Here is a 23,611-nt window from a genome sequence, read left to right as displayed (position 1 = left end):
GGGTCTCTTTCTCACTCTTAGAGACCCTTATGATCGCTCTTCCTCCTGCATAAGGGTCTCTTTCTCACTCTTAGAGGTCCTTATGAACGATCCTCCCTGTTCATAAGAGATACCTTTCTTCTTAAATGGGCTTTTGCCAAATTTCAAAGTTTCTTCTCTGGTTGAAAAGCGAATTCCGGTCCGTATTTTAGCAAGAAAAAAGACCGGAGCCGTAAACGGCGCCCGATTCAAATTTCCACATTTATAGCACTTCTGTTTTTTCCTTCTTCAACATCCCGCTCATCTGTGACCATTTGAATTTTTCACCATAAACCATTACGCCTTTTACATAGATTCGTGAAGCTAAGTATGCGATCAACAGGATCGATGCGACCAAAACTGCTCCGCTTAATAGCAGTTCTCCAGTCGTTAACTCACCCATTACATACTTTGAGAAAGCGACGATCGGTGAAAAGAATGGGAAATAGGTTGAGAATGTGACCAATGCACCTGTTGGATCCATCATGGTCTTGATTCCTACCATCAATGCACCCATGACGAGCATGATGACTGGGCCCATGACACTGCCGAGGTCTTCCGTACGAGAGATAACAGAACCAAGTGCGGCAAAACAAAGGGCGTATACCAGGTAACCGCCGGCAAAAAAGAAAACGAAAGCGAATATCAAGCCAGGTCCAACTTGTGAGAGATCAAAGGAGAATCCGAACACACTGAATTGATCCGTGTTCATCCACCCCAGCAGGTAAGCCAGATAGCCGGCAAGGAAAAAGATTGATACCTGGATAAGACCCGCAGCAAGGTTGGAGAGTACCTTGGCAAACAGCATGTAGATCGGCTTGATTTTTGTGATCATGACTTCCATTACGCGTGTGGATTTTTCACCTGTAATGCTCATGGCAATTCCCTGGCCGAACATCAGGATGAAGGTATACATCAAGAAGATGAAGACATATACGATTCCGAGGCTGCCATTGTTTTCGGCAAGCATATTCCTCTCCACAGGTATTTGCGTGAACAAGTCAGCCACCACATCGCCAGAAAGATTATTTTCGCTTGATACATTCTGCAGGTATTGCTGCTGCAGCTGGGTTGAAAAAGCAAAGATTACGTTCGGATCAGGCATCCGGTGATAGAAATACTCCACTGTTGGAAGGGTGTCTTTTTGGTCGATGATGACGAGATGATCGAGGTCCTGCTCTTTGATTTTCCCCTTTTCTGAATCGACATCGCCCGCATCCTTTACTGATAGCTGCAAACCCTCAATCATGCCTTTCAGCCCGTCTTCATCCACTTGAAAGTCCGAATTGTTAATAACAGAGACACGGACTTCTTCTTCTTTTGACATGAAATGATTGTAGGCGAAGAATCCAAGAATCAACAAAGAAAGAACGATCGAGGTAATCCTGAATCCTTTGGAGCGAGTTTGCTCCTTAAAATGAAAAAGAAACGCAGTTCCGAGCGCCTTCATGTTATGACCCCACCTTATCGATAAAGATTTGATGAAGGGTTGGCTGCAGGTAAGTTACCTCACTGACTCCCACTCCTTCTTGTTTTAATTGTGAAAGAATGATTAAAGGATCTTGTTCTTTTTTCAGCGAAACAATAATTCTTTTCGCTTCTTCCGCAAATGGATAGTCATGAGCTGCACAGAACTTGGCCAGCCCAGGAAGATTTCCGTATAGTGATAGATTCATCATTCCATACGAATCTTTCACAGCAGCCAAATCCCCAGAGATGACTGCTTTCCCATCCTTCATAAGCACCACATCTTTGCAAAATTTCTCAACCTGGTCCATCTGATGGCTGGACATGATGATGACTTTTCCCTTTTCCTTTTCTTCCAGAATCACTTCAGTCAGTAAGTTTGTATTAACTGGATCGAGCCCGCTGAAAGGCTCATCAAGGATGATGAGATCCGGATTATGTAAGAGGGTCGCAACTAATTGAACCTTTTGCTGATTACCTTTCGATAAATCGCCGGCAAGCTTATTCTTGTACATGCCGATATCGAATCTCTCAATCCAGTAATCTATGCTTTTCTTGATATCGTTTTTTCCCATGCCTTCAAGCTTTGCAAAATAGGAAAGTTGCTCCACAACCTTGGTCTTTGGATACAAACCTCTTTCCTCTGGCAAATAGCCATATGACGCATGCCTCAATCCCTTTTGATGATCCCAGCTGACGCTTCCGCTATCAGGTGCGACCAAGCCTAACATCATTTTGATGGTTGTCGTCTTTCCCGCGCCATTTCTTCCCAAAAGTCCAAATACCTCCCCTGGAGAAACGGTGAAGGAAAGCGAATCCACAGCTACTTTCGAGCCATATGTTTTTGATAACCCCTTAATTTCGAGCACGATAACCCCTCCTTTATACCTACGAATACCAATCTTTATACTATGTTATCCCTCATCTATCTTACAACCACTTTTTAGTAAAATAAACCTCTTTTTACCATATCATATAGTTTACTTTCTAATTTTTTAAAAAACAAATGTTAAAAATCATTTACAAAATGCAAAGGATATATTACATTTTAAGTATAAAAACAAATATTTCCAAAGGAGTAAACATGTAAATGCTGAAAAACTCTGTTCGTGAATACCGTGCGAGATTCCGTTTTTCACAGCAAGACTTGGCGGACAAGATTGGCGTGACGAGGCAGACTATTGGACTAATTGAAAAGGGCGATTACGCCCCATCCGTCACCCTTGCCTTAAAGATCGCAGCTGCTTTCCAAGTGCCTGTGGAAGAAGTATTTCGCTTAGAAGGAGAGGAATGACCGTGTTAAAAAGAACGTTTCAATCACCGTTATTCAACGTTGTCCTAATATTAGGGCTGGGCATCATCATGATTGGCAACTATTATAGCGAGCATGTACCGGCATGGCTTAAAATCGACCCAATGGTGCTCGGCATTCCGATTCTCATCATGATTGCCGTAATTCCGCTTTATAACAAACGTAATCCTGAAGATCCGATAAAACCACAGATCATCCCGATGGAAATGCGTGAAGAAGACGAAGGGATGCAATGGCTGACTTTTAAGGCGACGAGAAAGGTGTACATCTTCTTTGCTCTATCCATTCCGGTCGCGATTGCCCTTACCGCTTACTTCAGTCACATTCCATATTTGCCGATCATTCTGTTCATCGTCATGGGAGTTGCGCAGTACTTGATCTATTGGTTCCAAATGAAACGATACTCGTAAACGGGGGGATCTTTATGGAAACGCGCCTGATTGTGACGGGCATCATTGTTGTTGTGCTTCTCGAAGGCTTTCTTGTGCATTTGTTTCTTTTATATAGGAAGGGAAAAATTACGGAGAACCCCTTGCTGTTAATCTATAAAAAAGAAATGATGATCCTGTTTTATGCTTTTTTTAAATGGAAACTTCCGTCCCGGGGTCGGGAGACTTTCTATTATCATAAGAATTCCAGCTACTTCTGGCTATATCTCGCCCTCGTCCATGAACAGGTCATCGAGATGATTGTCTTCCATATATATTTGAGAAAAGAAGCGCCGGAAATTGCCCTGGCCATGCTGCTGCTTCATATTTACAGCGTCTTTTACATAATGGGAGATTATAATCTGTTGAGGAATACACCGATCCTGTTGAAAAAGAATGCTGTCCACATCCAGATTGGCGCTCGCAGGCGATTGAGTTTCACCTTAAATGAAATTGAAACCATCCAGCCAGCAAAACTGAAATACAACAATAGCGGCGGGATCATCCATGAAAAAGGGGTATTCCACGCCACCGCCTTCCCCCGGGCACTCACCCGGATTTTCGGGATGAGCGATGAAGCAAAATATGAAATCGTCTTCAAGCAACCCGTCATCGCAAGAGGATATTTTGGCCAGGAAAAAGAAGTGCAAAAAGTGCTTTTGTACATTGACCAGCCTGATGAATTCGCTGATTTAATCAAAGAAAAACTAGATCGTATCCATGATGATCGATTGGTAACGGTATAACAAAGGCCACTTGGAACTCTCTCAAGTGGCCTGAGGGCTAGATTTTATATGATGCGTGTTGGATGATGTTCGATACATTGATGAGACTCCGCTTCGAGGTTCAACATTTCATGAATGTAATGATGCCACGCTTCGAATTTCAATATTTCACAAATGTGGTAATGCACCGCTTCGAATTTCAATATTTCACAAATGTGGTTATGCCCCGCTTTGAATTTCAATATTTCACGAAGGTGGTAATACTTCGCTTCGAAGCAATCGTTTTTCTGGCGAGCTGTTCTTTCCATTCTTTCTCGTCCAGCTGGTATTCCCCATATTCATCTCTATAGGTCTTTTTCAATAGATTAATTGTCCGGGCTTCTTCGGGAAGATTGAGAGACAAAGGCCTCCCCCGCTTCCCTTCTTCATATATGTAAAACTCAACAACATCGCCAAACTCCATGAAGTCATCCAGAAATGAGATAAATTCGACATCTTCGCCTCCGAATTCATACACATATGGAAGAGAAAGCGGAAGCTCCTTCTTATAAGCCTCACCACTTATAAAAGGATAATCCTGGCCTTTAACATGGAATTCCTCAATCGGCCTCATTGTTGCAATAAAATGATGGCAAGTCATTGCGTTCACCCACTTTTTTTAATGAAATCCATTCTTCATCTGGCGCAAAAAGCTATACATATGAAACCATGAAACTGATTTTTCAGAGAAAAGTTTTTTATATAGCGACTTTTTTATTTATATAGCGAGATTCTCTTTTTTATAGCGACTTTCTGAGTTTTATAGCGAGTTTTTCCTTTTTATAGCGACTTTTTGAATAATATAGCGAATTGGAAATTATGCTCGTTTTTTTCCAGTTAAAAATGCAGCGAGAACCTTTTTAGGCATCCGCTGCACTTTTTCCAAATCTAACAGATAGCTGGACCTCGAAAGGGCACCCGCTTCATGTCTATTCATACCTCAATGCCGCGATTGGATCGAGTCTTGATGCTTTGTTGGCTGGAAGCAGTCCGAAAACGACTCCGATGATCATCGAGAACAGCATGGCTCCGGTGACAACCTGCCAGGAAACGAGCGACGGCCAGCCAGCGAAATAGGAAATCAACGAAGCTGATCCCCAGCCTACCAGGATGCCGATCACTCCTCCGATCAGCGTCAGCGTGACGGATTCGATCAGGAACTGGGTCATGATTTGCGACCTGGTTGCGCCAAGCGCTTTCCTTATACCGATTTCTCTCGTTCGCTCGGTTACGGAGACGAGCATGATATTCATGACACCGATGCCGCCGACAAACAGGGAGATCCCGGCGATGCTGCCGATGATCAGGGTCATCACCTTGGTGATTTTGCCGATCCCCTCAGCCATTTCCTCCATGTTGATGACCATGTACGATTCCTCGGTACCATGCATTTTATTCAGCAGGTCTGCTGCCTTTTTGCCAGCGATCTGCAGCTCATCGGCGGACGCGGCCTGGAGTGTTACCTGGTTAAAATCGCTTTTGCCGTAAATGACCTGCCAGGTTTTGCTTGGAACGTATATTTGCATGGTCCCAAACGCGAACAGTCCAGTCGGTTTTTCCAATACACCGACGATTTCGATCGGTTGGACACCGATGCGGATCACCTTGCCGATTGGTGATTCCCCATCAAATAATTCCTCCTGCATCGAATAACTGACAATCCCGACCCTTCTGCCACCAAGGAAATCGGCTGCGGTGAAGCTTCTGCCTTTTTCAGCCTTGATATCATTCATTTCGAAAAAAGCCTGGCTCACTCCAGTTGTGGAAGCATCCACTGTATGTTCCCCAAAGGAAGCTTTGGAAAGCTGGGAGCTCGATGCTACCACCTGCTTGATTTCTGGTATTTTTTCCAATGAACGGATATCTTCCTGTTCAAATGGAGCTTCATTGAAAATATTCGGATTGGCCTGAATTTCTTCATCAGACGGCTGGTAAAACAGTTCAATTGTGTTGCCCGGACCAGTCAGCTGTGTTTTCAGCATTGCTTCCCCGCCCTGGCCGATGGCAACAACGATGATGACTGCCCCAACGCCAATGATGATGCCGATCATCGTTAAAATCGAGCGCATTTTGTGTGCTTTCAGTGAGCCGAGTGCCATGCGGAGATTTTCCATCATATTCATGAGCGCATCCCCCTTCCAGCTGGTGTGGAAGAAACAATAAGACCATCCCTGACCATGATGGTCCGCTGCGCATATTCCGCGACTTCCGGTTCGTGCGTGACCATGACGATCGTGGAACCTTCCTCATTCAATCCTGTGAAAAGCTCCATGATCGTCTCGCTCGTTTTCGTATCAAGAGCGCCGGTCGGTTCATCGGCGAGTATGATTTTCGGCTCATTCACGATTGCCCTGGCTATAGCGACACGCTGCTTTTGACCGCCGGACAAGGCATTCGGTAGATGGTCCATCCGGTCCCCAAGCCCAACCTTTTCGAGGGCAGCCCTTGCCCTTTCCAGTCTCTCCTTTTTCGAAATGCCGCTGTAGATCATCGGCAGCTCGACATTCTGGACCGCAGTCAGCCTCGGCAACAAATGGAACTGCTGAAAAACAAATCCGATTGATTGGTTCCTCACCTTGGCTAGTTCAGCATCCAAATAGCGTGAGACGTTCTCACCAGCCAGTTCATACTCACCGGCTGTTGGTTTATCGAGGCAGCCGATGATGTTCATCAAGGTCGATTTGCCCGAACCCGATGGTCCCATTATGGCGACCGCTTCACCTGCTCGAATGCTTAGATCGATTCCTTTTAAAACTTCAATTGTTTCCTTGCCAACTTCAAAGGATTTCTTAATTTGTTTCAGCTCAATCACTTTACACTCACTTCCATTCCATCCTTCAAATTGTCGGACGGATTGGCTATAACCTGAACTTCCTCGATCAAACCACTGATGACTTCCATTTTGCTGCCAAAAGCGATTCCTGTCTCAATTTCCTGCTTGTGGCTTTTGCCTTCTTTTACAATGAATACATAGACAGTATCCTTGTCGGTGAGGACGGCCTCAGCGGGAACAGTCAGCGCCTCTTTCCGTTCTGTCTCGATTTCCATGATTAGCTGGAATCCTGGCTTCATATCCATGCCGCTAACTTTCACCTTGATGGGATATTGCGCGGCAGTCGTCTCGACCAATGCCTGTGCCTGCGTCTCTTCAGGAAAAACAGCAATTTCCTCGACGACACCATTCCATTCTTCATCTGGCAGGACATCTGAATGAAGCTTGACCTTCTGTCCTTCTTTTACCTTCATGCTGTCAAACTCGGATAAATACCCGGTGGCTCCTTTTGCATCAAGATTCCCAATATGAATTACTGGCTTCACTGCTGCTGCAGGATCTGCTGGGTTTTCCTCATTCACCTGGAGGACCACGCCATCTATCAAACTCTTAATCTCCAAATCCTTTAACCGCGATTCTGCATCCTTCTGTTGGAGCAGCACCTGTCTGAGGTCAATATTCGCCAGTCTTTTTTCAGCATCAAGCTGGTCGACTTCTGCTTCAGTCTGTTCTTTCGCAGCTTTTTTTCCAATTTGCTTGCTGAGCTCAGATTCCTTTTCCCATACGTTTTTTATCTTTTTATCCAGCTGATTGATTCGCAAGTAGCCTGATTCCGCTTGAAGTTTTACTCGCTCCAGTTCCAGGTTCAAGGCGCTGGCATCATACTTTGCCAACACATCACCTTTCTTGACCGTTTCGCCTTCTTTAACCAAAATCTCAGCCAGCTTGCCTTTCTCAGGTGAAGCGTAAACCTTCTGTTCTTCTTCGAGTACGACGGTTCCGGGGATCATGATTTCATCCGCAATTTCTTCCTTCGCCGGATTTACCACCTTCACTTCGGGTCCCTTTGCAAAGGCCTGCCTGTAAATGCTCACCCCTGCCATCAGCAGCACCAGGCTGGCTACGCCAATGGCAATCCAAATCTTCTTATTCATCGTTAGACACCCATTGTGTTAGAGAACATGGCTCCAATAATGGCAAAGCCGATTCCAATCAAGAAGAATGCGATGGCAATGCCCCATGCCCATCCTTTTGACAAGCCCGCAACACGGTGAAGACCGATCGCTGTCAAAATCGACTGCCAGATGGAAAATACCTCGATTGATCCAAGGACACCAGGCTTGTCACTGTTCATCAATCCAGCCAGGCTGGTTATGAAAATTTCCGGATTTCCGCCAATAGCTGCCCTAAGGAGCATATTCAGCAACAAGCCAGCAGCACCGATGATCATGATATGTGTGTTCATTGAAAATAACTGTTTGAACGTTACATCAGATCCAGCGATTTTTGTGAAGATCATATAAATCGCACTTGATATCAGCACTACGAACACGGGTGTAAGGATTCCTGTAATCGCAACTGTAATCTTAGAGAAAGCCAACACCATGGCGGCTTCTTCTTCACTCATTCCATCAAGCCCAAGGTATGAGGCATCCATCGACAATGTCATCAGATACATGCCAATGACATAAAGAACACTTACTAAAATCAGAGGAACCCAGATCTTCGGGTTCTTTCTAATCCGGTCAAACTGCTCTCCCGGACTCCAGAACATCCCTATTAAACTTGGTTTCTCGATTTTGCTTTTCATTTCTTGTTCCATTTCATTACACTCCCATTCTTTTTAAGCCTTTCGACTTACCTTTTACGAGACTGATATATGAAAAGTTTCAAAATTAACCAATTTTATAATTTATTGGGAGTATCTCCTTTAAAAAAGTCCTTCTCGTGCATGGAAAAGCCAAACGAACAAAAAAACAGCCTCAAATAAGAATTTGAGACTGTTTCTTCAATCTACCTTAAACGTTTAGCACCGTCCGCCAAAACAACAACGCCATAACCTTCGTATGATGCAGTAGGCAAACAGGATGACCACGATTAAACCAATTACTCCAATGATTGTACCTATAGTAGCAGCCACTGGGCCAAGGAATGCCAGGATTCCCGCGACTAGTCCAAAAGTAGACAATAGAATCAATCCTACGCCTACCAAGACTCCAAGAAACAATTCGAACACGCTGCATGCAGCATGAACACCGTTACTCATATGCTTCACCTCCAAATGATTGTTCACCTTCATCATATGCATGTACCAGAATGCTTGTTTATTTTTAAAGGTAAAAGAGGCGATTATCATATCTATTTATGCCTTACACCCATATTTCCATCTATGCTGAAAGTGGTTTATGATGGAATTATCCAGAAGAACAGGAGAATAGTAATGGAGAAACAGCATACAAGCTTAAAACCTTTCCTCAATCTGATTTTATCGACGAATCTTCCGAAGGCTGCTCTTTTCACTGGACTAGCCGCGAGTATCATCACTACCCTGGCTGGCCTGGTGGTCCCGCTCTTGACGAAAAACCTGGTTGATGGTTTTTCTGTTGAGGCGATCAGTGTTCCGCTTATGATTGCCATCGGCGCTGCCTTTATCATTCAGGCATTGATCAGCGGGATTTCCATCTACCTGCTCAGCTATGTTGGGCAAAAGGTCGTTGCGAGATTGCGCGAACGGATGTGGTCGAAGCTGATTCGAATGCCTGTCCGCTATTTTGACAAGCAGTCGAGCGGGGAAACGGTCAGCCGGATTGTCAATGACACGAGTATTGTCAAAGAGCTGATCACCAATCATTTTCCAAACTTCGCAACGGGGATCATTTCCATCATCGGTGCTGTTGTGATCTTGCTTGTGATGGACTGGAAAATGACTTTGCTGATGCTCATTTCCGTTCCGCTTACGTTCGCCATCATGATGCCACTTGGCAGGAAAATGGCCAAGATTGCGCGTGGATTGCAGGATGAGACCGCCATTTTCACCGGGCATATCACCCAGACACTCGGTGAAATCCGTTTAATGAAAGCTTCAACGGCTGAAAAAATTGAAGAAGACAATGGCTATAACGGAATTGATAAGCTATTCAACTTTGGTTTGAAGGAAGCGCGAATCTTCGCGTTGATCGGTCCCGTCATGCAGCTGATGATCATGGTCGTCATCGTCATCATCATTGCCTACGGAGGTATGCGCGTCGTAAATGGAACCATGTCGACAGGATCGCTCATCGCTTTCCTGCTTTATTTATTCCAAATCATCATGCCAATCACTTCGTTCGCGATGTTCTTTACGCAGCTGCAAAAAGCAAAAGGCGCGACAGAACGAATCATCGAAATTCTCGACCAGCACCTTGAAGAAGGACAGGATGGCATCGAAACAGATATTAGCAACCTGCCGATCACCATTGAAAATGTCAGCTTCTCCTACAGTGAGGAGGAGCCGGTTATTGAGGGAGTTTCGCTGGACGCGCAGCCTGGCCAGATGGTGGCATTCGTCGGACCAAGCGGCGGCGGCAAGACGACCATGTTCGGGTTGATTGAACGCTTTTACGAACCGACAAAAGGAGAAATCCGGATTGGAGACACTCCAATCCAGCAACTATCGCTTAACTCCTGGCGCAATCAAATCGGCTATGTGTCCCAGGAAAGCGCGATGATGGCCGGAACCATCCGCGAAAATCTATATTACGGCCTGGAAAGTGGAAATCAGATTCCGGATGAACGCCTGTGGGAAGTTGCAAAAATGGCCTATGCAGACCAGTTCATTGCAGATTTTCCAAAAGGGCTTGATACCGAAGTCGGCGAACGCGGGGTCAAACTTTCTGGCGGACAAAGGCAGCGCATCGCCATTGCCCGCGCCTTCCTGCGTGATCCGAAAATCCTGATGATGGACGAAGCCACCGCCAGCCTCGACAGCCAGTCAGAAGGCATCGTCCAGCAAGCCTTGACCCGCCTGATGGAGGGCCGGACAACATTCGTCATCGCCCACAGACTCTCCACCATCGTCAATGCCGATAAAATTGTTTTTATCGAAAAAGGAAGAGTCACTGGTATCGGCACACATCAGGAGTTAATCCAGACACATGATTTATATAGGGAGTTTGCTGAACAGCAGCTGGCATAAACATCAAAAAGGAGGTCCGCCGTCATGGCTGGACCTCCTTTTCTAGACTCTTCCTAAATAAAAATAATCTCCTCAGTCGCCCTATAGTCCCTTGGTGACAGGCCAACGTATTTTTTAAAAGTCCCGCTGAAGTAGTTTGGGGTATTGTATCCCAGTTCTTCCGCTATTGCTTCTACCGTGTGGTCGGTGTGCCGCAGCATCCAGACAGCTCGCTGCATACGGACGAAGGTGACATATTCTACGAAGCTTCGTCCGGTTTCTTGTTTAAAAATGCGGCTGAAGTATGGCACGCTCAGATTGATTTGGTCAGCAACCTGCTTAATTGACAAATCGTCCGTGCAATATTGGGAAATGTAATCGGCGCACTTTTGAATTTGGGTGTCCATCGTGATGTCCTCAAAATAGCGCAGCTGCAGTCTTTCGTACGGCGATGTCCGTCTTGCTTTACAAGCTTCTTTGTATGAATGGTGCAGCAGCAGAGGCTCGCGATAAACGGAGCCTACACCAATATAAAGCTGGATCCCATATTCTTTTTCCAGAGATTCAATCGTCTCAAGGATTCGCTCCTCTCTCTCTTTCCAATGCTTCAGTGAACCATATTCGGACGGCACCTGAAGGAGCATGAGAAGGTGTTTCCTGTATGAAAGGAAGGTAAGCTGATTCCCCTCAAACTGCTTTTTAAAATAGTCCTGGATGACCATCGGCGCCTGCCAGCCTTCTTGCATTCGTTTAGCGGGGCAGCGGACGAAACCCTGAATGAAACAGACTACATTCGGCACAGCCTCCCCCGGCAGGAAAAAACGGGATTGCAGAAGCTCCTCCTCTGTCTTCACTTCCCCTGACAACAATCTCCGTAAAAAAGCCTCCCTAAATGGCAAGGTGTTGCGCCCAGCTGCCTGAGCTGCATCGAAAAATTGGAACACTTCCTCGCTTTCTATGTATCTGGTATTCTCACTTTCAATCTCTTCGACCGCTCGCTTTAGAGTACGTATAAAAACCCGTTGTTTCACCGATTTCACCAACAGGTAGGTCAGTTTGAACTCGATGGCCAGCGGAGTGGTGTGCAAAAGTGAAGGGTCCAGCAGCGGAATGATCCTGCAGTTCTTATTTCGTTTGCGGAACCGATGGATTTTTACCCAATCATGCCATTTGTTCACTTCAATGATCGCGATCTGTATATCATTCTCTTCATCTACTAGCTTGCAATTCTCCTGGCATTCTTCCAGAATCCATGCAGCCAGCTTCCTATACTCCCCTTCATCTTCAACCCCAAGCCAAATTGAATGCAACCTTACCACCTCCTTGTCTCATTCACATGAGTGAATAAAAATTTAAATCACATTAAATATTTGTATATTTCTGATAATTTATTGTAAGGTATTGGACAATTCTCTATCGTACAATCAATTTAATCATATCATGGCTTGCCTAAAGGAGGGAAATCTTGATAACGGGTTGGGCCATAATTTTAACTAGGGGGAATCATATTTGGCAGGGGAGTATCGGGAGTATAATTATGTAGCGGCTGATACAATTGACGTCAGCGAGCTGAAGCCGCTTGATCCGGAAACAAAGCAAATCATGAAAAGTGAATTCAGTACAGGTATTAAACTTACGCTCTTTTATTATGTATTCATTCTTTCCATTCCTATTTTGAATTGGTATGCAGGAGATTTCATGTTCTCCCGGATGTGGGGCGGCATGACCTACAGCTGGTTCTTTACAAGTATCGTCGCGATGGCGATGGCGTTTGTCATTGCACTCATCCATACGACTTTGTATGAGAAACGCCTGAAAAACCAAGCAGAACAACCCACATCTCCTGCTGATGAAAGGAGGATAGGCTGATGTCGACATTCCTTGAGCCGAAATTCCTTTTAACAATGATCCTGATGGGGACCATTGTCTATATCACCTATCTGACAAAAAGAAACGCGACAGCTTCAGACTACTTCGTCGGAGGTCGCAGCTTCGGCTGGTTCACAAACGGATCAGCAATAGGCGGCGATTATTTGAGCGCAGCCACCTTCCTCGGGATTGCCGGCTTGACCTATCAGCTCGGCTATGACGGTGCTTACTATGCCTTTTGCTTCTCGATCGGCTTGACCCTCCTGGCGATTTTCGTCGCTGGACCTCTTCGCCGTTTTGGAGCCTATACAGTCGCTGACTTTTTGGCGTACCGCTTCCACAGCCGACGCGCCCGCCTTGCTGCCGTCGCTGTCGTACTAGCCATTTCCGGTTTTTATGCAGCCCCTCAGCTGCTTGGTGCTGCCCAGATTCTTAGCATGTTTTTTGGCACCAGCTATGAGTTCGGAATCATTTTTACCTGCTCCGTCATGATTTTCTATGTGGGGATTGGCGGCATGAAAGGAACAACCCTTAACCAGGCGCTTGAATTATGGATACGCCTTGGCGCTTTCCTCCTCATGGTCGGCGCAGCCATCTGGGGCGGGCTTCATTATCAGGATATCCTTGCCTCGATCAATGAGTTCAAAGGAACGATTACTGGCACAGCAAGCCTCACAGCTGATGGAAAGGACATTCCATTCGATGGTTCTGTCTGGACTGGAACAGGCAACTACTTCCCGTCATTCTGGCAAACCATTTCGATGACAATCGGCCTTTCACTTGGCACGATCGGTCTTCCGCACATCCTTTTGCGCTTCTACACGAACCCAAGTGCGAAAGCTGCCCGCCGTTCTGCCTTGATGGCGATCGGAATCGCGAGCGCGTTCTTCCTGTTCGCTGTTTACCTTGGAGTAGTAGGACGCTCAATCTTCTTGACTGGTGAAGCTGATCCCGCAGTCATGAAAGATCTGATTACCGGCGGGAATAACATGGTTGTCCCGTCAACAGCACAGGCCCTTGGCGGAGAATGGCTGCTTGGCCTTGTCATCGCCGGTGCTTTCGCAGCCGTGTTCTCGAATCTTTCCGGGCTGTTCATCGCAAGCTCCGGTGCCCTGGCCCATGATTTGTACGCAACCTTCTTCCGTAAAAATATTACCGAAAAAGAGCGCGTTATCGCTGGAAAAGCATCCATTATCGTGCTCGGTGTCTTATACGGAATCCTTGGCCTGTTGGTAAAAGAAGCATCCATCGGCCACCTGGTCGCCCTCGCTTTCACCGTTGCGGCCAGTACGTTCACACCTATCTTCATCCTTGGCATCTGGTGGAGAGGAATGACCGAAAAAGGAGCCATCGCCGGCCTTGTTCTCGGCCTCGTGGCTTCCATGTACATGATCTTCTTCAAGACGACACTGCCAGAGTTCCTGCAGTTCAACGTACCAGGAATCATCACCGTGCCAATCGGATTCCTGTCCGTATACATCGTTTCAAAGCTAGACCGAAAAGTACCTTCTGACGTGAACGAATTCATGAAACAAGTTCACTCCAAAGAGTCCGAAGCAGCGTAATCGTTCTGATTCAGGTTAAATGACAATCGAAATGGCGTGTAAAACTGATATCAGTTTTACACGCCATTTTCTTGTTTTATGTGCAATATAGAAAGTATTTTGTTCCTACCAGTGTACTTGAAGTTTATTACCATTTGGATCATAAAAGTGGAAATACGAATGACCGTTATCTTCTTGTATATCCTCGACCTCAACTTGATGATTCATTAGGTGCTGATGAAATTCGGATAGTTTCGGGCTGGTAAAGCCGATACTAAAAGCTGGTTCCTTATTAACGGTAAAGTGTGCAAATGTTTCATCGTCAGTTGGAACCAAAATCAGTAAAAAAGCTCCCTCATTAACTTTAAAAATCGCAAATGGATCATCAGTAATGTTTAATAACTGAATCCCTAATACATCTCTATACCATTGTACAGACTGTTCCAAATCTTTCACAGGAATTCTAATATAATGTACTTGTTCAATAAATGATGAACTCATATCTAACTCTCCTTATCTTTAATCGGGTCTATCAAATAATTCTCTTCTTTGTGTCTGTCTCCTTCCAAAATATAGAATTAAATCACTCTGGGAATCTACATTATCTTATATTTACTTAATATTTCTTCTGGAATATGGCAATAATCATCGGGACATCTAGCTAATCGATCTTGATGTTCTTCTGCACTTCTCACATAGTTTGTAAGAGGTAATACTTCAACCACTATAAGGTCATAATCATTTCTCTCTTTAAGAAACGCCTTCGCCTCTATTAAGTGTTCAGGATTTTCACTATATACTCCTGTCCTGTATTTCTTGCCAACATCCTGCCCTTGTTTATTCAAACTGTAGGGATCAATAATTTCAAAAAAATAGCCCATTAATTCCTTCATTGTTACTACCGTTGGATCAAATCCTGTTTTCACACATTCGGCGTAGCCATCATAATCACCATCAAGTGTTTGACTTGTTCCATTCGCTCTCCCCGCTTCTGTAAACTGAACTCCAGGTAAGGTTTTTATAAAAGCTTGAACTCCCCATAAACATCCACCAGCAAAATATACTATTTCCATATTGATTCTCCTCTTTGTAAAAAAGAATAACTCCAGTTACTATGAAAACTACTGTTTTAAACACCTACGTAGTAGTATTCAATTAAAAAAGCATGAATCCCTTCTAAGATTCATGCAGTTAACAATTGTTCACACAAAGAGAAGCCAGAATTTTCTCCCTGGCTTCTCTTTCCGCTATATAGACTCCGCAACCCTTCCAGCAGATTCTCCCTGTGTCTCCACATAGAGTGTCCTGCTTGGGAATGCCACGGAAACTCCCTCTTCTTCAAGGATTTCCATGATGGCGAAGTTGATTTCTTCCTTAACTGTCAGGTATTCTTCCCAGACAGTGGTTTTCGTGAAGAAATACAGGAAGATATCGAGGCTGCTGTCATTGTACTCGTCAAACTTTACAAAAATCGTATCTGGATGAATGTCTTCGTTTGACATCAGCATCTCTTCAATTCTGTGAATCGTTCTTTGCAGCTTCATTCTTGGTGTGTCGTACGTAACGCCAAGTTTAAAGGTGATTTGCCTCTTGCCCATCTTGCTCCAGTTTGTAATCGATTCATTTGCTAAAATGGCGTTCGGAACCGTGACCACAGCCTGTGCGAAAGTGCGGACCCTCGTGCTTCTGAAGGAAATATCCTCAACTGTCCCCTCGACACTCGGTGTCTTGATCCACTCACCAATCGTAAAAGGTTTTTCCGTAATAATGATGATGCCGCCAAATAAATTCCCGATTGCGTCCTTTGCAGCCAGCGCAAACGCCAGGCCGCCCAGTCCAAGCCCTGCGATAAATCCGTTAACATCATACTCAAACACCTGCGCGATAATGCTGATGCTAATGGCAACGATGATAAACCGGATTGCCTTCGAGAAAAACGGAATCAGAATCTGGTCAATTTCCATATTAAAACGATCATTGATTTTCATGAACAATAGCGATGAACCCGAAGATAGATTATACAGCCCCCATGCAATCAGCATGATGATCGATGCTCTGATAATCTTTGAAAATAGCGGATTCGATTGCTCCATAAACGGAAAATAATCCGCGGCAACATAGATTCCTATAATGATAAATAACCATCGGATCGGCTGCTCAAATGCGACGGTCATACTGGAGAAAAGCTCAGTCGGCGTTTTCTGTCCCAGCTTCAACATCAGCTTGAACACATATTTTGTGAAAAGCTTCCTGAACAAAAGGAACAAGAAGAAGATTCCTATGGAGATCCCCAGATTTTTCAGCACTTCGTAAGACAAAAGATATTCCCACCAGGTCATTTCGTCATTCCCCTCTCTATTTTTTGCTCGTTCCATCATAACATTGAATTTCTATGAAAAAAACGCCAATTAATGATTTGTATCACTACTTTGTGTTTTGATAAGTGTTATTTTTAGCATGAGAAACATTATCAGTTATTACCTATACACACTCTAGGAGGAAAGATAATCATGAGTGAAATGATAAATAACCGTGAATTGAAAGCTATGGATCCTGCCAAGCGAAAGGCGACTTTGAAGCAGCTTTTCAAAGATCTGCATGATGGGAAAAATGTGAATGAAGTTAAAGCTCATTTTGATGCTTTTATTGGAAAAATCACCATCGAGGAAATTGCCGGCCTCCAGCATGTCGAGTTGATTGATGGCGATATTTCCGTTACCGAAATGCAGCGTATTTATGCGGCTCACACCGACCTTTTTAAAGGTGCAATCGAAGAGAATGAATCCGTGTACGGACCAGAAAACCAGCCAGGACACCCGGTCCATACATTCGAGATGGAAAACCGCGAGATTGAACAGCTTTTACAAAATCGATTGGCCGTTCACCTTGAGCAATTTGCTATGGAAGACAGTGCTGAAAACATCAATCTGCTTCTGGAGGATTGCAACCTTCTCTATGACATTGACAAGCACTACAGCCGCAAGGAAAACCTGATCTTCCCTTACCTGGAAAAGTACGGAATCTACGGCCCGACGACGAATATGTGGCGCATCGATGATTTCATCCGTGACGGCATCAAACTGGCAAAGAAAAGGCTGTCCAACTATGATGGTAATAAAAATGGCGTGATCGAGGAGGTCCAATTTGTCCTCAGGGAAGTGAGCAGCATGATTTACAGGGAAGAAAACATCCTCTTCCCGATGGCTTTGCAAAACTTTACGGAAGATGAATGGGTAAAAATCGCCCATGAAAGTGATGAGATCGGCTATTGCCTGACGTCACCGACTGAGGAATGGAAGCCGGCCCGAAAACACCTTGACACAGACGCCATCTCTGAAGGCTATATCAAAATGGAAACAGGCATCCTGTCATTGAAGCAACTTGAACTGCTGCTGAACCACCTGCCAGTCGACATCACGTTCATCGACCAGGATGATGTAGTCCGCTACTTCTCACATGGAAAAGAAAGGATTTTCGCACGGACAAAGGCTGTCATCGGCCGCACCGTCCAGAATTGCCACCCGCCAAGAAGCGTCCATGTCGTTGAGGATTTGTTGAGGGACTTTAAGTCAGGAAAAAAAGATACTGAGGATTTTTGGGTCAAAGTGCGTGATAAATTCGTATACATTCGTTACTTTGCGGTCCGCGATGAAGACAATCAATATATCGGCACGCTCGAATTCACACAGAACATCAACCCGATTCAAGCCCTTGAAGGTGAAAAGAGGATACTGTCATAACAAGAAAAGGAGGCCCTTATAAACTGGGCCTCCTTTACCTTATACTCCCTCTTCCAAGCTTACCTTTGGATTCTTTTTCATCAAAGGAACCAAAACCATAATGCCGATAAAGAGCAGAATTGCTGCTGTTTCATAAATGTAAACAATGGAAAGATGCGTTTTAAGCCAACCCGCCACTGACATGGTGATGACCATTGCCCCCATGAAGACTGGGTTAAGGATGCCATTCACCCTGCCAATGAAAGATTCTTCCGTGTTTTGTAAAATCATCGTATTGATGCCGATGTGAATGCATGGCATAAACAATCCTGAGAAAAATTGCGCCGTCAATGTCAGCCAGAATACGGTTGATAATCCCATTCCGACAAACCCTATTGCACTGGCAGCCATACCAATCGCAAGCAGCACCTGCGGCTGAACCTTCCTTGATATCGCAACTGTGATGCCTCCTCCCAGAATCATCCCAACTCCGAATGCAGCCATTAGCCACTGCAACTCTTCCTTAGGAAGTCCTAATCTTTCTGTAATCAGGAAAACGCCAAGCGGCTGGGTCAAACCAATGGCGAGACCTGCTGCCGCGAAACATCCGCCTAGCAATGACAACGCCCTGCTGTTCAATACATAGCGGAATCCTGCCTTCATCTCTTCCATCAGGGTTGTTTTTGATTTTTCAGCAGTCGATTCCTTGTCTGCCGGCAGCATCAGCAAGACAGCTGCCGAGCAAATGAAGGCAATTCCCATAACAGCGACAGCTGCGAGAATGCCGAAACGCTGATAGACAAAGGTTCCGAGGATAGGCCCAAGAATCATAAATAGCGCAAATACGGTCTGGTACATCGACATCCCCATCTGAACAAGCTCCATCGGTACGTGCTGCTTGAACAGCTTCATTCCCGACGGCTGTGAAAATTGCGATAGAATGGATGAAACCAATGTCGCGAAGAAAATCATTTTCCAGCTGCCAAAAAACAACGTCAGCAGCACCGCGAAAACAGATACTGCACTTAAAACATCACACCAAATCATCGTCCGCTTCGGCCGCCAGCGATCCGCAAATGTCCCGCCTATAAACGAAAACAAGAAAATCGGCGCAAATTCAGCAACGGATATCAAAGAAACCGCAATCGCGTTACCATTCGTCTTCTCAATCACATACAAGAGAATGGAGTAATTCCGGACCCAGATCCCGATCTGAAGAAACAGCACTGAAAGCAAAATTGTTCGGATTACCTGATTTTTAAATAATGCCCCCATGCCCACATTTTGATCATGCGTCATTTCCGACATAAAAAAAGCCCCCTATTCCTGACTGGATAGAGAGCAGCACTTCAACCATAAAAGAACACAGAACATGCCAAAGCATGATCATATAAAACATGGAGTTCTTAAAGGCAAGCCTAATCCTATCCAGAAAAATTGTGTATTTCAATTCATTCTCAAACAGGATTAGTTATGCATCGCCCCAAGTCACCCTTCCACAAAATAGTATTACCATACTACCTGAAAATAAAATCCAAATCAATACGGTAGGAAGCATGAGAATGTCTTTAGGAAGATGTTCCATATTGGTAAGGTATTTTTTTGTCTATTGGAAGCCCTTCTATCGGACACTTTCACCTTCTTTCCCTCTGTGTTTGACCGATAGAGCCCTTCTATCGGACACTTTTCCCTTCTTTCCCTCTGCGTTTGACCGATAGGGACCTTCTATCGGACACTTTCACCTTTTTTCCCTCTGTGTTTGGCCGATAGAGCCTTTCTATCGGACACTTTCCTCTTCTTTTCCTCCGTGTTTGTCCAATAGGACTCTTCTATCGGACACTTTCCCTTTCTTTCCCTACGCGTTTGTCCGATAGAGCCCTTCTATCGGACACTTTTCCCTTCTTTCCCTCTGCGTTTGACCGATAGGGACCTTCTATCGGACACTTTCACCTTCTTTCCCTCTGTGTTTGGCCGATAGGACCTGCTACCTTCAAATGAAGTCCTCCAATAATTTTTTCACTCACCCTGTCCTTTCCCCTTCCCCATCTGTATATAGAAGGTGAAAGGAGGTGAGGCAAATGGCAATGGCGATGTTGAAGGATTCTAATATCAGGCTGATGTTTGAGGCTGGTGTGGATGAGAAGGGCGAGTCGATTTTCAAGCCTAAGACTTACCGTTATGTGAGAAAGGAAGCTACTGCTGATCAGGTTCAGCAGGCGGCTCTTGCACTTGGTGGCCTTAGCGCGAACTTGTTAAGCTCTGTGGAGCGTAACGACAGCTTCGATATCATCTAATCTGGCAATCTACTCTTTTAATAGGAGGTGAAAAACATGGCAAAAACTCTTGAGTTGCAATTCACTACGGCTCTTGGCAAATACGCCAAGCTGGCGGTTGATAACCCGAAGGAGCCAGTTGATCCAGCAGCAGTCAAGCTGGCAATGGAGCAGATCATTGCTTCCAACGCATTCCAGCCGACGAATGGAACCCTTGTTGCTGTTCACAGCGCACGTGTTGTCGAACGCAACATTACCGATTACGAACTAGTGTAATAAGCTTGGGCCGGTCTTTTTCTATAGACCGGCTCTTATTTTAAAAATGCAAGGAAGGAGGAAGCGCATATGGAGCAGCTGATTCCATTCATCAGCGATGTTGGGTTCCCGATTGTCGTGACACTGTACCTGCTTCACCGAATCGAAGCAAAGTTGGATACCGTCGTCCAATCAATCCAGGGCCTGCCCGCGAGATTACAGGAAAAGCCTGAAACGGACGCCGTTCATTCCGCCAATATTGCTCAACAACAAATCCGTGAAATCAATTAACATCAGAACCATCTCTCTTTTAAAAGAGGGATGGTTTTTCGCTTTAAAGGCTTAAGCAGCTGGAATACTTATTAATCAAACGTTTGATTAAGCAGTTTAAACATGCACTCTATCAAGAATTTTTTCTGAGAGGACGCCTTCAAATCACCCTCCCGAAGCTCTTACTTAACCGGTATCCATACTTCAGAATAATAATCTGGGTCAGCTGAATCCCCTGCTGGATAAACCTCCAGCTCTGGTGTCCCAGCATGTTGGAATCCGCTGGCGGGAAACCATTCTGTAAAGATTTGCTTCCATACCTTTTGCATGGCATGAGGCATTGGACCGTGAACTTCAAAGATCGCCCACTTGGACGCAGGGATTTCCATTTTCAGATAGCCATCCGGTGTTTCCCCATTATATGCTGCCGCAACCCAATAATCCATCTGCTTTTCCCGGATCTTGCCTTGGTCCACACATACACCAAGAACTCCTTTTAAAGGGCCATTGTTTTTACAGATCAAAAAATCACAAGTACCATCCTGATTCACCTGATCCCACATCTTAGGAATACCATCCAGATTCTCCCCATTACCATAAGAAAATCCCTGCTTAATACCCATCACTTCAAAACCATCTTGCTCTACCACTTTGTATTGCATCGGTTCCGCTCCCTTCAAACTCACCTGGATTCCCAGGCGGCTGTATGATTTCAGCTTTCCGGTGTACTTCCGTGCTTCAGTTGGAGAAATGCCATGCTGCCTGCGAAAAGCTTTCGTAAATGCTTCAGGAGTGTCGTAGCCATATTTCAGCGCAAGGTCAATGACTTTTGCATCGCTGTTGCATAATTCACCCGCTGCCAGCGACAAACGCCTCCGTCTAATGTACTCGCCAACAGATATGTCCGTTAGAATGGCAAATGTCCGTTGAAAATGAAACGGAGATGAACTCGCCTTTTTCGCAATGTCCTCCACTGTCATATCGTCAAGTAAATGCTCCTCTATATAGTCAATTGCCCTCTGCAAGGATTCAATCCACGCCATACAGCTCACTCCCTTAAAATCATCCTATCAAGATTCCATGGTGCAATCCGGTCATTTTTTGCTAATGTTTGTCAGTAATTTCTATATAAAAAGGCATAATTCCTGTTTTAATAAGTGATCTTTATTCCTTTTTAAATCGTTAGCTTAGCAGACTCTAAAATTACATCTTTAACTAAATAGGTTATGATGTTACAAAATACATATAGAAGGAGAAAGTGATGAGCGAACATGATATCGAGCTTTATGCACGTTTGCAGGCAAAAGATAAACGGGCACTTGAACTCTTATATGACCGATATGAAAAGCTTCTCTTTTCGTTCGCATACAGGATGACTGGCAGGCGTGATTTGTCAGAGGAAATCGTACAGGATGTTTTCCTTAAACTGTGGACGAAACCGGGAATGTATGATGAAACGAAAGGGAAATTTTCTTCATGGATATTGACCGTTACCAGATATGCTGCAATCGACTGTCTGCGTAAAAAGGATGAGAACCATGTCGAGCTTGAGGACCGCGATGCATTGAAATCGACTGAACCTTCAGTGGAAGAAGTGGCAGAGTGGAAAGAAAAACGAAGTGAGATCAGGGTGGCCATCAATCAACTGGCAGAAGAGCAGCAGCAAATTGTTGAACTTTTTTATTTTAAAGGACTCTCACAGCAAAAAATTGCAGATACATTTCAGATCCCTCTGGGGACGGTTAAAGGACGAATACGATTGGCTCTTAAGCATCTCCATAAAACAATAGGCGGTATCAGGGAAGGGAGGGATCATAGCTATGACCGATCATAAAGCATGTGAATGTTTACTGGATTATTTTAACAACACACTGACTGATGAGGAAAAATCATTATTTGAGAACCATTTAGCCACCTGCAAAGATTGCCGTGAAGAGCTGGAGGAACTGACTATGCTGACAGCTGACCTTCCTTTTTCAGCAGAATTGGTCGAGCCGAATAAAGGAATGAAGGACCGAATCCTTGCTTCTGTTTTTGAAGAGAAAGAGCAAGCTGAGCAAGCTGAGAAATTTGAGAAGCCAGCAGATACTGAGGAAGTTGAAAAACCAGCAAAAACTGAGGAAGTGAAAAAACCAGCAGAAATGAAGGAAACCAAACGCCGAAATTACAGTTGGCTTCAACCCCTTCTGGCTGCGTCATTGCTTCTCTCCTTATCCGCTAACGCATACTTTTATTTAAGCCAAAATGGCCAGGAAATCAGCGAACCATCCCGGGAAGGAACGGATGAAATCGTAAAGCAGGTTCAATTGGCAGTTTCGGAAGGATATGAAGGAAATGCTGAAGCAGCCATGATCAAAAAGGAAGAAGGAATGGCCCTAGTTGTCCAGGCAAGCAACCTCAAGCCATTAACCGGCAATGAAGCCTACCAGGTTTGGCTGATTGATGAAGCTGGCGAAAAGTTCAGGGCAGGAACTTTCCGTACCAACTCTGAAGGCAATGGTGCCGTCACATACTCGGTTAATTACGAAGGCGAGCACAACTGGACCACCATCGCAGTTACACTCGAACCGACCCCTGACAGCAAACAGCCAAAGGGTGATGTTGTTTTAGCTTCACAGTTATAAAAATGAATTTGAACCTGACCCGGTTTTGGAACTCCGGATCAGGTTTTTTTCATTTTTTTTAAATTTTTTCAAAAAAAAGTGATCCATCTTCAAATTTCTCCCGTTAGCATAGTGAAAACCAAAAACAAAGGAGAGATTTCAT

The 23,611-nt window shown here is 44.8% G+C and carries 26 protein-coding genes; 12 read left to right on the top strand and 14 right to left on the bottom strand.

From position 1 onward, the window contains the following. Window positions 1-241: 241 nt before the first annotated feature. Together LGO15_RS03725 and LGO15_RS03720 are read right to left on the bottom strand one after the other, a co-directional pair. Window positions 242-1,468, bottom strand: coding sequence for an ABC transporter permease (locus tag LGO15_RS03725; RefSeq protein WP_226086794.1), 1,227 nt, complete (start codon window positions 1,466-1,468; stop codon window positions 242-244). Between the two features lies 1 nt (window position 1,469). Beyond that, the gene (locus LGO15_RS03720; RefSeq protein ID WP_226086793.1) at window positions 1,470-2,354 is read right to left on the bottom strand and encodes an ABC transporter ATP-binding protein; all 885 of its coding nucleotides are present in this window, start codon (window positions 2,352-2,354) and stop codon (window positions 1,470-1,472) included. A gap of 221 nt (window positions 2,355-2,575) precedes the next feature. On the opposite strand from LGO15_RS03720, the gene LGO15_RS03715 reads away from it, so the two are divergent. The 3 genes from LGO15_RS03715 to LGO15_RS03705 are packed head-to-tail and all read left to right on the top strand — an operon-like array spanning window position 2,576 to window position 3,971. Beyond that, entirely contained in the window at window positions 2,576-2,779 is a 204-nt protein-coding gene (locus tag LGO15_RS03715; protein ID WP_167833464.1) for a helix-turn-helix transcriptional regulator, read from the top strand. 2 nt (window positions 2,780-2,781) lie between these two features. Next, window positions 2,782-3,207: a hypothetical protein gene (locus LGO15_RS03710; protein ID WP_226086792.1), complete on the top strand. Its 426-nt coding sequence runs from the start codon at window positions 2,782-2,784 to the stop codon at window positions 3,205-3,207. 14 nt (window positions 3,208-3,221) lie between these two features. Then, window positions 3,222-3,971 (top strand): hypothetical protein, encoded by a 750-nt coding sequence (locus LGO15_RS03705; protein ID WP_226086791.1) that lies wholly within the window; start codon window positions 3,222-3,224, stop codon window positions 3,969-3,971. Between the two features lie 217 nt (window positions 3,972-4,188). Here the strand turns inward: LGO15_RS03705 and LGO15_RS03700 are convergent, their stop codons facing one another. From LGO15_RS03700 to LGO15_RS03675, 6 genes are all read right to left on the bottom strand, one after another. Beyond that, complete coding sequence (locus LGO15_RS03700; RefSeq protein ID WP_226086790.1) at window positions 4,189-4,590, bottom strand: hypothetical protein; 402 nt, start codon at window positions 4,588-4,590, stop codon at window positions 4,189-4,191. Between the two features lie 328 nt (window positions 4,591-4,918). Then, a complete protein-coding gene (locus tag LGO15_RS03695) occupies window positions 4,919-6,112 on the bottom strand; it encodes an ABC transporter permease (protein ID WP_167833460.1) in 1,194 nt (397 codons plus the stop codon). After that, window positions 6,109-6,801: an ABC transporter ATP-binding protein gene (locus LGO15_RS03690; RefSeq protein WP_167833459.1), complete on the bottom strand. Its 693-nt coding sequence runs from the start codon at window positions 6,799-6,801 to the stop codon at window positions 6,109-6,111. Before LGO15_RS03690 ends, LGO15_RS03695 begins: the two co-directional genes overlap by 4 nt. Continuing rightward, on the bottom strand, window positions 6,798-7,916 hold the full coding sequence (locus LGO15_RS03685) for an efflux RND transporter periplasmic adaptor subunit (RefSeq protein WP_226086789.1): 1,119 nt from the start codon (window positions 7,914-7,916) through the stop codon (window positions 6,798-6,800). Before LGO15_RS03685 ends, LGO15_RS03690 begins: the two co-directional genes overlap by 4 nt. A gap of 2 nt (window positions 7,917-7,918) precedes the next feature. Next, complete coding sequence (locus LGO15_RS03680; RefSeq protein ID WP_226086788.1) at window positions 7,919-8,584, bottom strand: YknW family membrane protein; 666 nt, start codon at window positions 8,582-8,584, stop codon at window positions 7,919-7,921. A 204-nt stretch (window positions 8,585-8,788) separates the two neighbouring features. Then, on the bottom strand, window positions 8,789-9,028 hold the full coding sequence (locus LGO15_RS03675; RefSeq protein ID WP_167833456.1) for an ABC transporter: 240 nt from the start codon (window positions 9,026-9,028) through the stop codon (window positions 8,789-8,791). 174 nt (window positions 9,029-9,202) lie between these two features. Here LGO15_RS03675 and LGO15_RS03670 point away from each other — a divergent pair, with 174 nt between their 5' ends. Next, window positions 9,203-10,936: an ABC transporter ATP-binding protein gene (locus tag LGO15_RS03670; RefSeq protein WP_226086787.1), complete on the top strand. Its 1,734-nt coding sequence runs from the start codon at window positions 9,203-9,205 to the stop codon at window positions 10,934-10,936. Window positions 10,937-10,989: 53 nt separating this feature from the next. On the opposite strand, the gene LGO15_RS03665 is transcribed toward LGO15_RS03670, so the two are convergent. After that, window positions 10,990-12,225, bottom strand: a complete 1,236-nt coding sequence (locus tag LGO15_RS03665) for a helix-turn-helix domain-containing protein (protein WP_226086786.1) — start codon at window positions 12,223-12,225, stop codon at window positions 10,990-10,992. 199 nt (window positions 12,226-12,424) lie between these two features. On the opposite strand from LGO15_RS03665, the gene LGO15_RS03660 reads away from it, so the two are divergent. Both LGO15_RS03660 and LGO15_RS03655 read left to right on the top strand, forming a co-directional pair. Then, window positions 12,425-12,784: a hypothetical protein gene (locus tag LGO15_RS03660; RefSeq protein WP_167833453.1), complete on the top strand. Its 360-nt coding sequence runs from the start codon at window positions 12,425-12,427 to the stop codon at window positions 12,782-12,784. Further along, the gene (locus LGO15_RS03655) at window positions 12,784-14,349 is read left to right on the top strand and encodes a sodium/solute symporter (protein WP_226086785.1); all 1,566 of its coding nucleotides are present in this window, start codon (window positions 12,784-12,786) and stop codon (window positions 14,347-14,349) included. The genes LGO15_RS03660 and LGO15_RS03655 overlap by 1 nt, the downstream gene beginning before the upstream one ends. Window positions 14,350-14,454: 105 nt before the next feature. On the opposite strand, the gene LGO15_RS03650 is transcribed toward LGO15_RS03655, so the two are convergent. From LGO15_RS03650 to LGO15_RS03640, 3 genes are all read right to left on the bottom strand, one after another. Then, on the bottom strand, window positions 14,455-14,829 hold the full coding sequence (locus LGO15_RS03650) for a VOC family protein (protein WP_167833452.1): 375 nt from the start codon (window positions 14,827-14,829) through the stop codon (window positions 14,455-14,457). A 95-nt stretch (window positions 14,830-14,924) separates the two neighbouring features. Further along, window positions 14,925-15,401, bottom strand: a complete 477-nt coding sequence (locus tag LGO15_RS03645; protein ID WP_226086784.1) for a peptide-methionine (S)-S-oxide reductase — start codon at window positions 15,399-15,401, stop codon at window positions 14,925-14,927. Between the two features lie 174 nt (window positions 15,402-15,575). Then, window positions 15,576-16,667, bottom strand: coding sequence for a mechanosensitive ion channel family protein (locus tag LGO15_RS03640; RefSeq protein ID WP_226086783.1), 1,092 nt, complete (start codon window positions 16,665-16,667; stop codon window positions 15,576-15,578). A 171-nt stretch (window positions 16,668-16,838) separates the two neighbouring features. On the opposite strand from LGO15_RS03640, the gene LGO15_RS03635 reads away from it, so the two are divergent. Then, a complete protein-coding gene (locus LGO15_RS03635) occupies window positions 16,839-18,068 on the top strand; it encodes a DUF438 domain-containing protein (protein WP_226086782.1) in 1,230 nt (409 codons plus the stop codon). Between the two features lie 39 nt (window positions 18,069-18,107). Here the strand turns inward: LGO15_RS03635 and LGO15_RS03630 are convergent, their stop codons facing one another. Next, complete coding sequence (locus tag LGO15_RS03630; RefSeq protein ID WP_226086781.1) at window positions 18,108-19,355, bottom strand: MFS transporter; 1,248 nt, start codon at window positions 19,353-19,355, stop codon at window positions 18,108-18,110. 770 nt (window positions 19,356-20,125) lie between these two features. Between LGO15_RS03630 and LGO15_RS03625 the strand changes: the two genes are divergently transcribed. The 3 genes from LGO15_RS03625 to LGO15_RS03615 all read left to right on the top strand — a co-directional run bounded on the left by LGO15_RS03625 (window position 20,126) and on the right by LGO15_RS03615 (window position 20,866). Continuing rightward, on the top strand, window positions 20,126-20,341 hold the full coding sequence (locus LGO15_RS03625) for a DUF1659 domain-containing protein (protein ID WP_167833449.1): 216 nt from the start codon (window positions 20,126-20,128) through the stop codon (window positions 20,339-20,341). Window positions 20,342-20,377: 36 nt separating this feature from the next. Further along, on the top strand, window positions 20,378-20,596 hold the full coding sequence (locus LGO15_RS03620) for a DUF2922 domain-containing protein (protein WP_167833448.1): 219 nt from the start codon (window positions 20,378-20,380) through the stop codon (window positions 20,594-20,596). 69 nt (window positions 20,597-20,665) lie between these two features. Further along, entirely contained in the window at window positions 20,666-20,866 is a 201-nt protein-coding gene (locus LGO15_RS03615) for a YvrJ family protein (protein WP_167833447.1), read from the top strand. 161 nt (window positions 20,867-21,027) lie between these two features. On the opposite strand, the gene LGO15_RS03610 is transcribed toward LGO15_RS03615, so the two are convergent. Further along, window positions 21,028-21,888, bottom strand: a complete 861-nt coding sequence (locus LGO15_RS03610) for an AraC family transcriptional regulator (protein WP_226086780.1) — start codon at window positions 21,886-21,888, stop codon at window positions 21,028-21,030. A 218-nt stretch (window positions 21,889-22,106) separates the two neighbouring features. Between LGO15_RS03610 and LGO15_RS03605 the strand changes: the two genes are divergently transcribed. Both LGO15_RS03605 and LGO15_RS03600 read left to right on the top strand, forming a co-directional pair. Then, window positions 22,107-22,679 carry an RNA polymerase sigma factor gene (locus LGO15_RS03605; RefSeq protein ID WP_226086779.1) on the top strand — a complete coding sequence of 191 codons (573 nt, stop codon included), beginning with the start codon at window positions 22,107-22,109 and terminating at the stop codon, window positions 22,677-22,679. After that, window positions 22,666-23,469: an anti-sigma factor gene (locus tag LGO15_RS03600; protein WP_226086778.1), complete on the top strand. Its 804-nt coding sequence runs from the start codon at window positions 22,666-22,668 to the stop codon at window positions 23,467-23,469. Before LGO15_RS03605 ends, LGO15_RS03600 begins: the two co-directional genes overlap by 14 nt. The last annotated feature ends 142 nt before the right edge of the window (window positions 23,470-23,611 follow it).

Source organism: Mesobacillus sp. S13, assembly GCF_020422885.1.
Classification (GTDB): Bacteria; Bacillota; Bacilli; order Bacillales; family Cytobacillaceae; genus Mesobacillus; species Mesobacillus selenatarsenatis_A.
The sequence above is the reverse complement of the archived record's forward strand: the minus strand, read 5'-3'. Positions and strand labels throughout refer to the sequence as shown.

What these genes read in the sequence shown, in the direction of transcription:
- LGO15_RS03725 (WP_226086794.1), bottom strand. Translation starts at nt 1,468, where the DNA reads ATGAAGGCGCTCGGAACTGCGTTTCTTTTTCATTTTAAGGAGCAAACT.
- LGO15_RS03715 (WP_167833464.1), top strand. Translation starts at nt 2,576, where the DNA reads ATGCTGAAAAACTCTGTTCGTGAATACCGTGCGAGATTCCGTTTTTCA.
- LGO15_RS03705 (WP_226086791.1), top strand. Translation starts at nt 3,222, where the DNA reads ATGGAAACGCGCCTGATTGTGACGGGCATCATTGTTGTTGTGCTTCTC.
- LGO15_RS03700 (WP_226086790.1), bottom strand. Translation starts at nt 4,590, where the DNA reads ATGACTTGCCATCATTTTATTGCAACAATGAGGCCGATTGAGGAATTC.
- LGO15_RS03695 (WP_167833460.1), bottom strand. Translation starts at nt 6,112, where the DNA reads ATGAATATGATGGAAAATCTCCGCATGGCACTCGGCTCACTGAAAGCA.
- LGO15_RS03685 (WP_226086789.1), bottom strand. Translation starts at nt 7,916, where the DNA reads ATGAATAAGAAGATTTGGATTGCCATTGGCGTAGCCAGCCTGGTGCTG.
- LGO15_RS03680 (WP_226086788.1), bottom strand. Translation starts at nt 8,584, where the DNA reads ATGGAACAAGAAATGAAAAGCAAAATCGAGAAACCAAGTTTAATAGGG.
- LGO15_RS03675 (WP_167833456.1), bottom strand. Translation starts at nt 9,028, where the DNA reads ATGAGTAACGGTGTTCATGCTGCATGCAGCGTGTTCGAATTGTTTCTT.
- LGO15_RS03670 (WP_226086787.1), top strand. Translation starts at nt 9,203, where the DNA reads ATGGAGAAACAGCATACAAGCTTAAAACCTTTCCTCAATCTGATTTTA.
- LGO15_RS03655 (WP_226086785.1), top strand. Translation starts at nt 12,784, where the DNA reads ATGTCGACATTCCTTGAGCCGAAATTCCTTTTAACAATGATCCTGATG.
- LGO15_RS03650 (WP_167833452.1), bottom strand. Translation starts at nt 14,829, where the DNA reads ATGAGTTCATCATTTATTGAACAAGTACATTATATTAGAATTCCTGTG.
- LGO15_RS03645 (WP_226086784.1), bottom strand. Translation starts at nt 15,401, where the DNA reads ATGGAAATAGTATATTTTGCTGGTGGATGTTTATGGGGAGTTCAAGCT.
- LGO15_RS03640 (WP_226086783.1), bottom strand. Translation starts at nt 16,667, where the DNA reads ATGACCTGGTGGGAATATCTTTTGTCTTACGAAGTGCTGAAAAATCTG.
- LGO15_RS03635 (WP_226086782.1), top strand. Translation starts at nt 16,839, where the DNA reads ATGAGTGAAATGATAAATAACCGTGAATTGAAAGCTATGGATCCTGCC.
- LGO15_RS03630 (WP_226086781.1), bottom strand. Translation starts at nt 19,355, where the DNA reads ATGTCGGAAATGACGCATGATCAAAATGTGGGCATGGGGGCATTATTT.
- LGO15_RS03625 (WP_167833449.1), top strand. Translation starts at nt 20,126, where the DNA reads ATGGCAATGGCGATGTTGAAGGATTCTAATATCAGGCTGATGTTTGAG.
- LGO15_RS03620 (WP_167833448.1), top strand. Translation starts at nt 20,378, where the DNA reads ATGGCAAAAACTCTTGAGTTGCAATTCACTACGGCTCTTGGCAAATAC.
- LGO15_RS03615 (WP_167833447.1), top strand. Translation starts at nt 20,666, where the DNA reads ATGGAGCAGCTGATTCCATTCATCAGCGATGTTGGGTTCCCGATTGTC.
- LGO15_RS03610 (WP_226086780.1), bottom strand. Translation starts at nt 21,888, where the DNA reads ATGGCGTGGATTGAATCCTTGCAGAGGGCAATTGACTATATAGAGGAG.
- LGO15_RS03605 (WP_226086779.1), top strand. Translation starts at nt 22,107, where the DNA reads ATGAGCGAACATGATATCGAGCTTTATGCACGTTTGCAGGCAAAAGAT.
- LGO15_RS03600 (WP_226086778.1), top strand. Translation starts at nt 22,666, where the DNA reads ATGACCGATCATAAAGCATGTGAATGTTTACTGGATTATTTTAACAAC.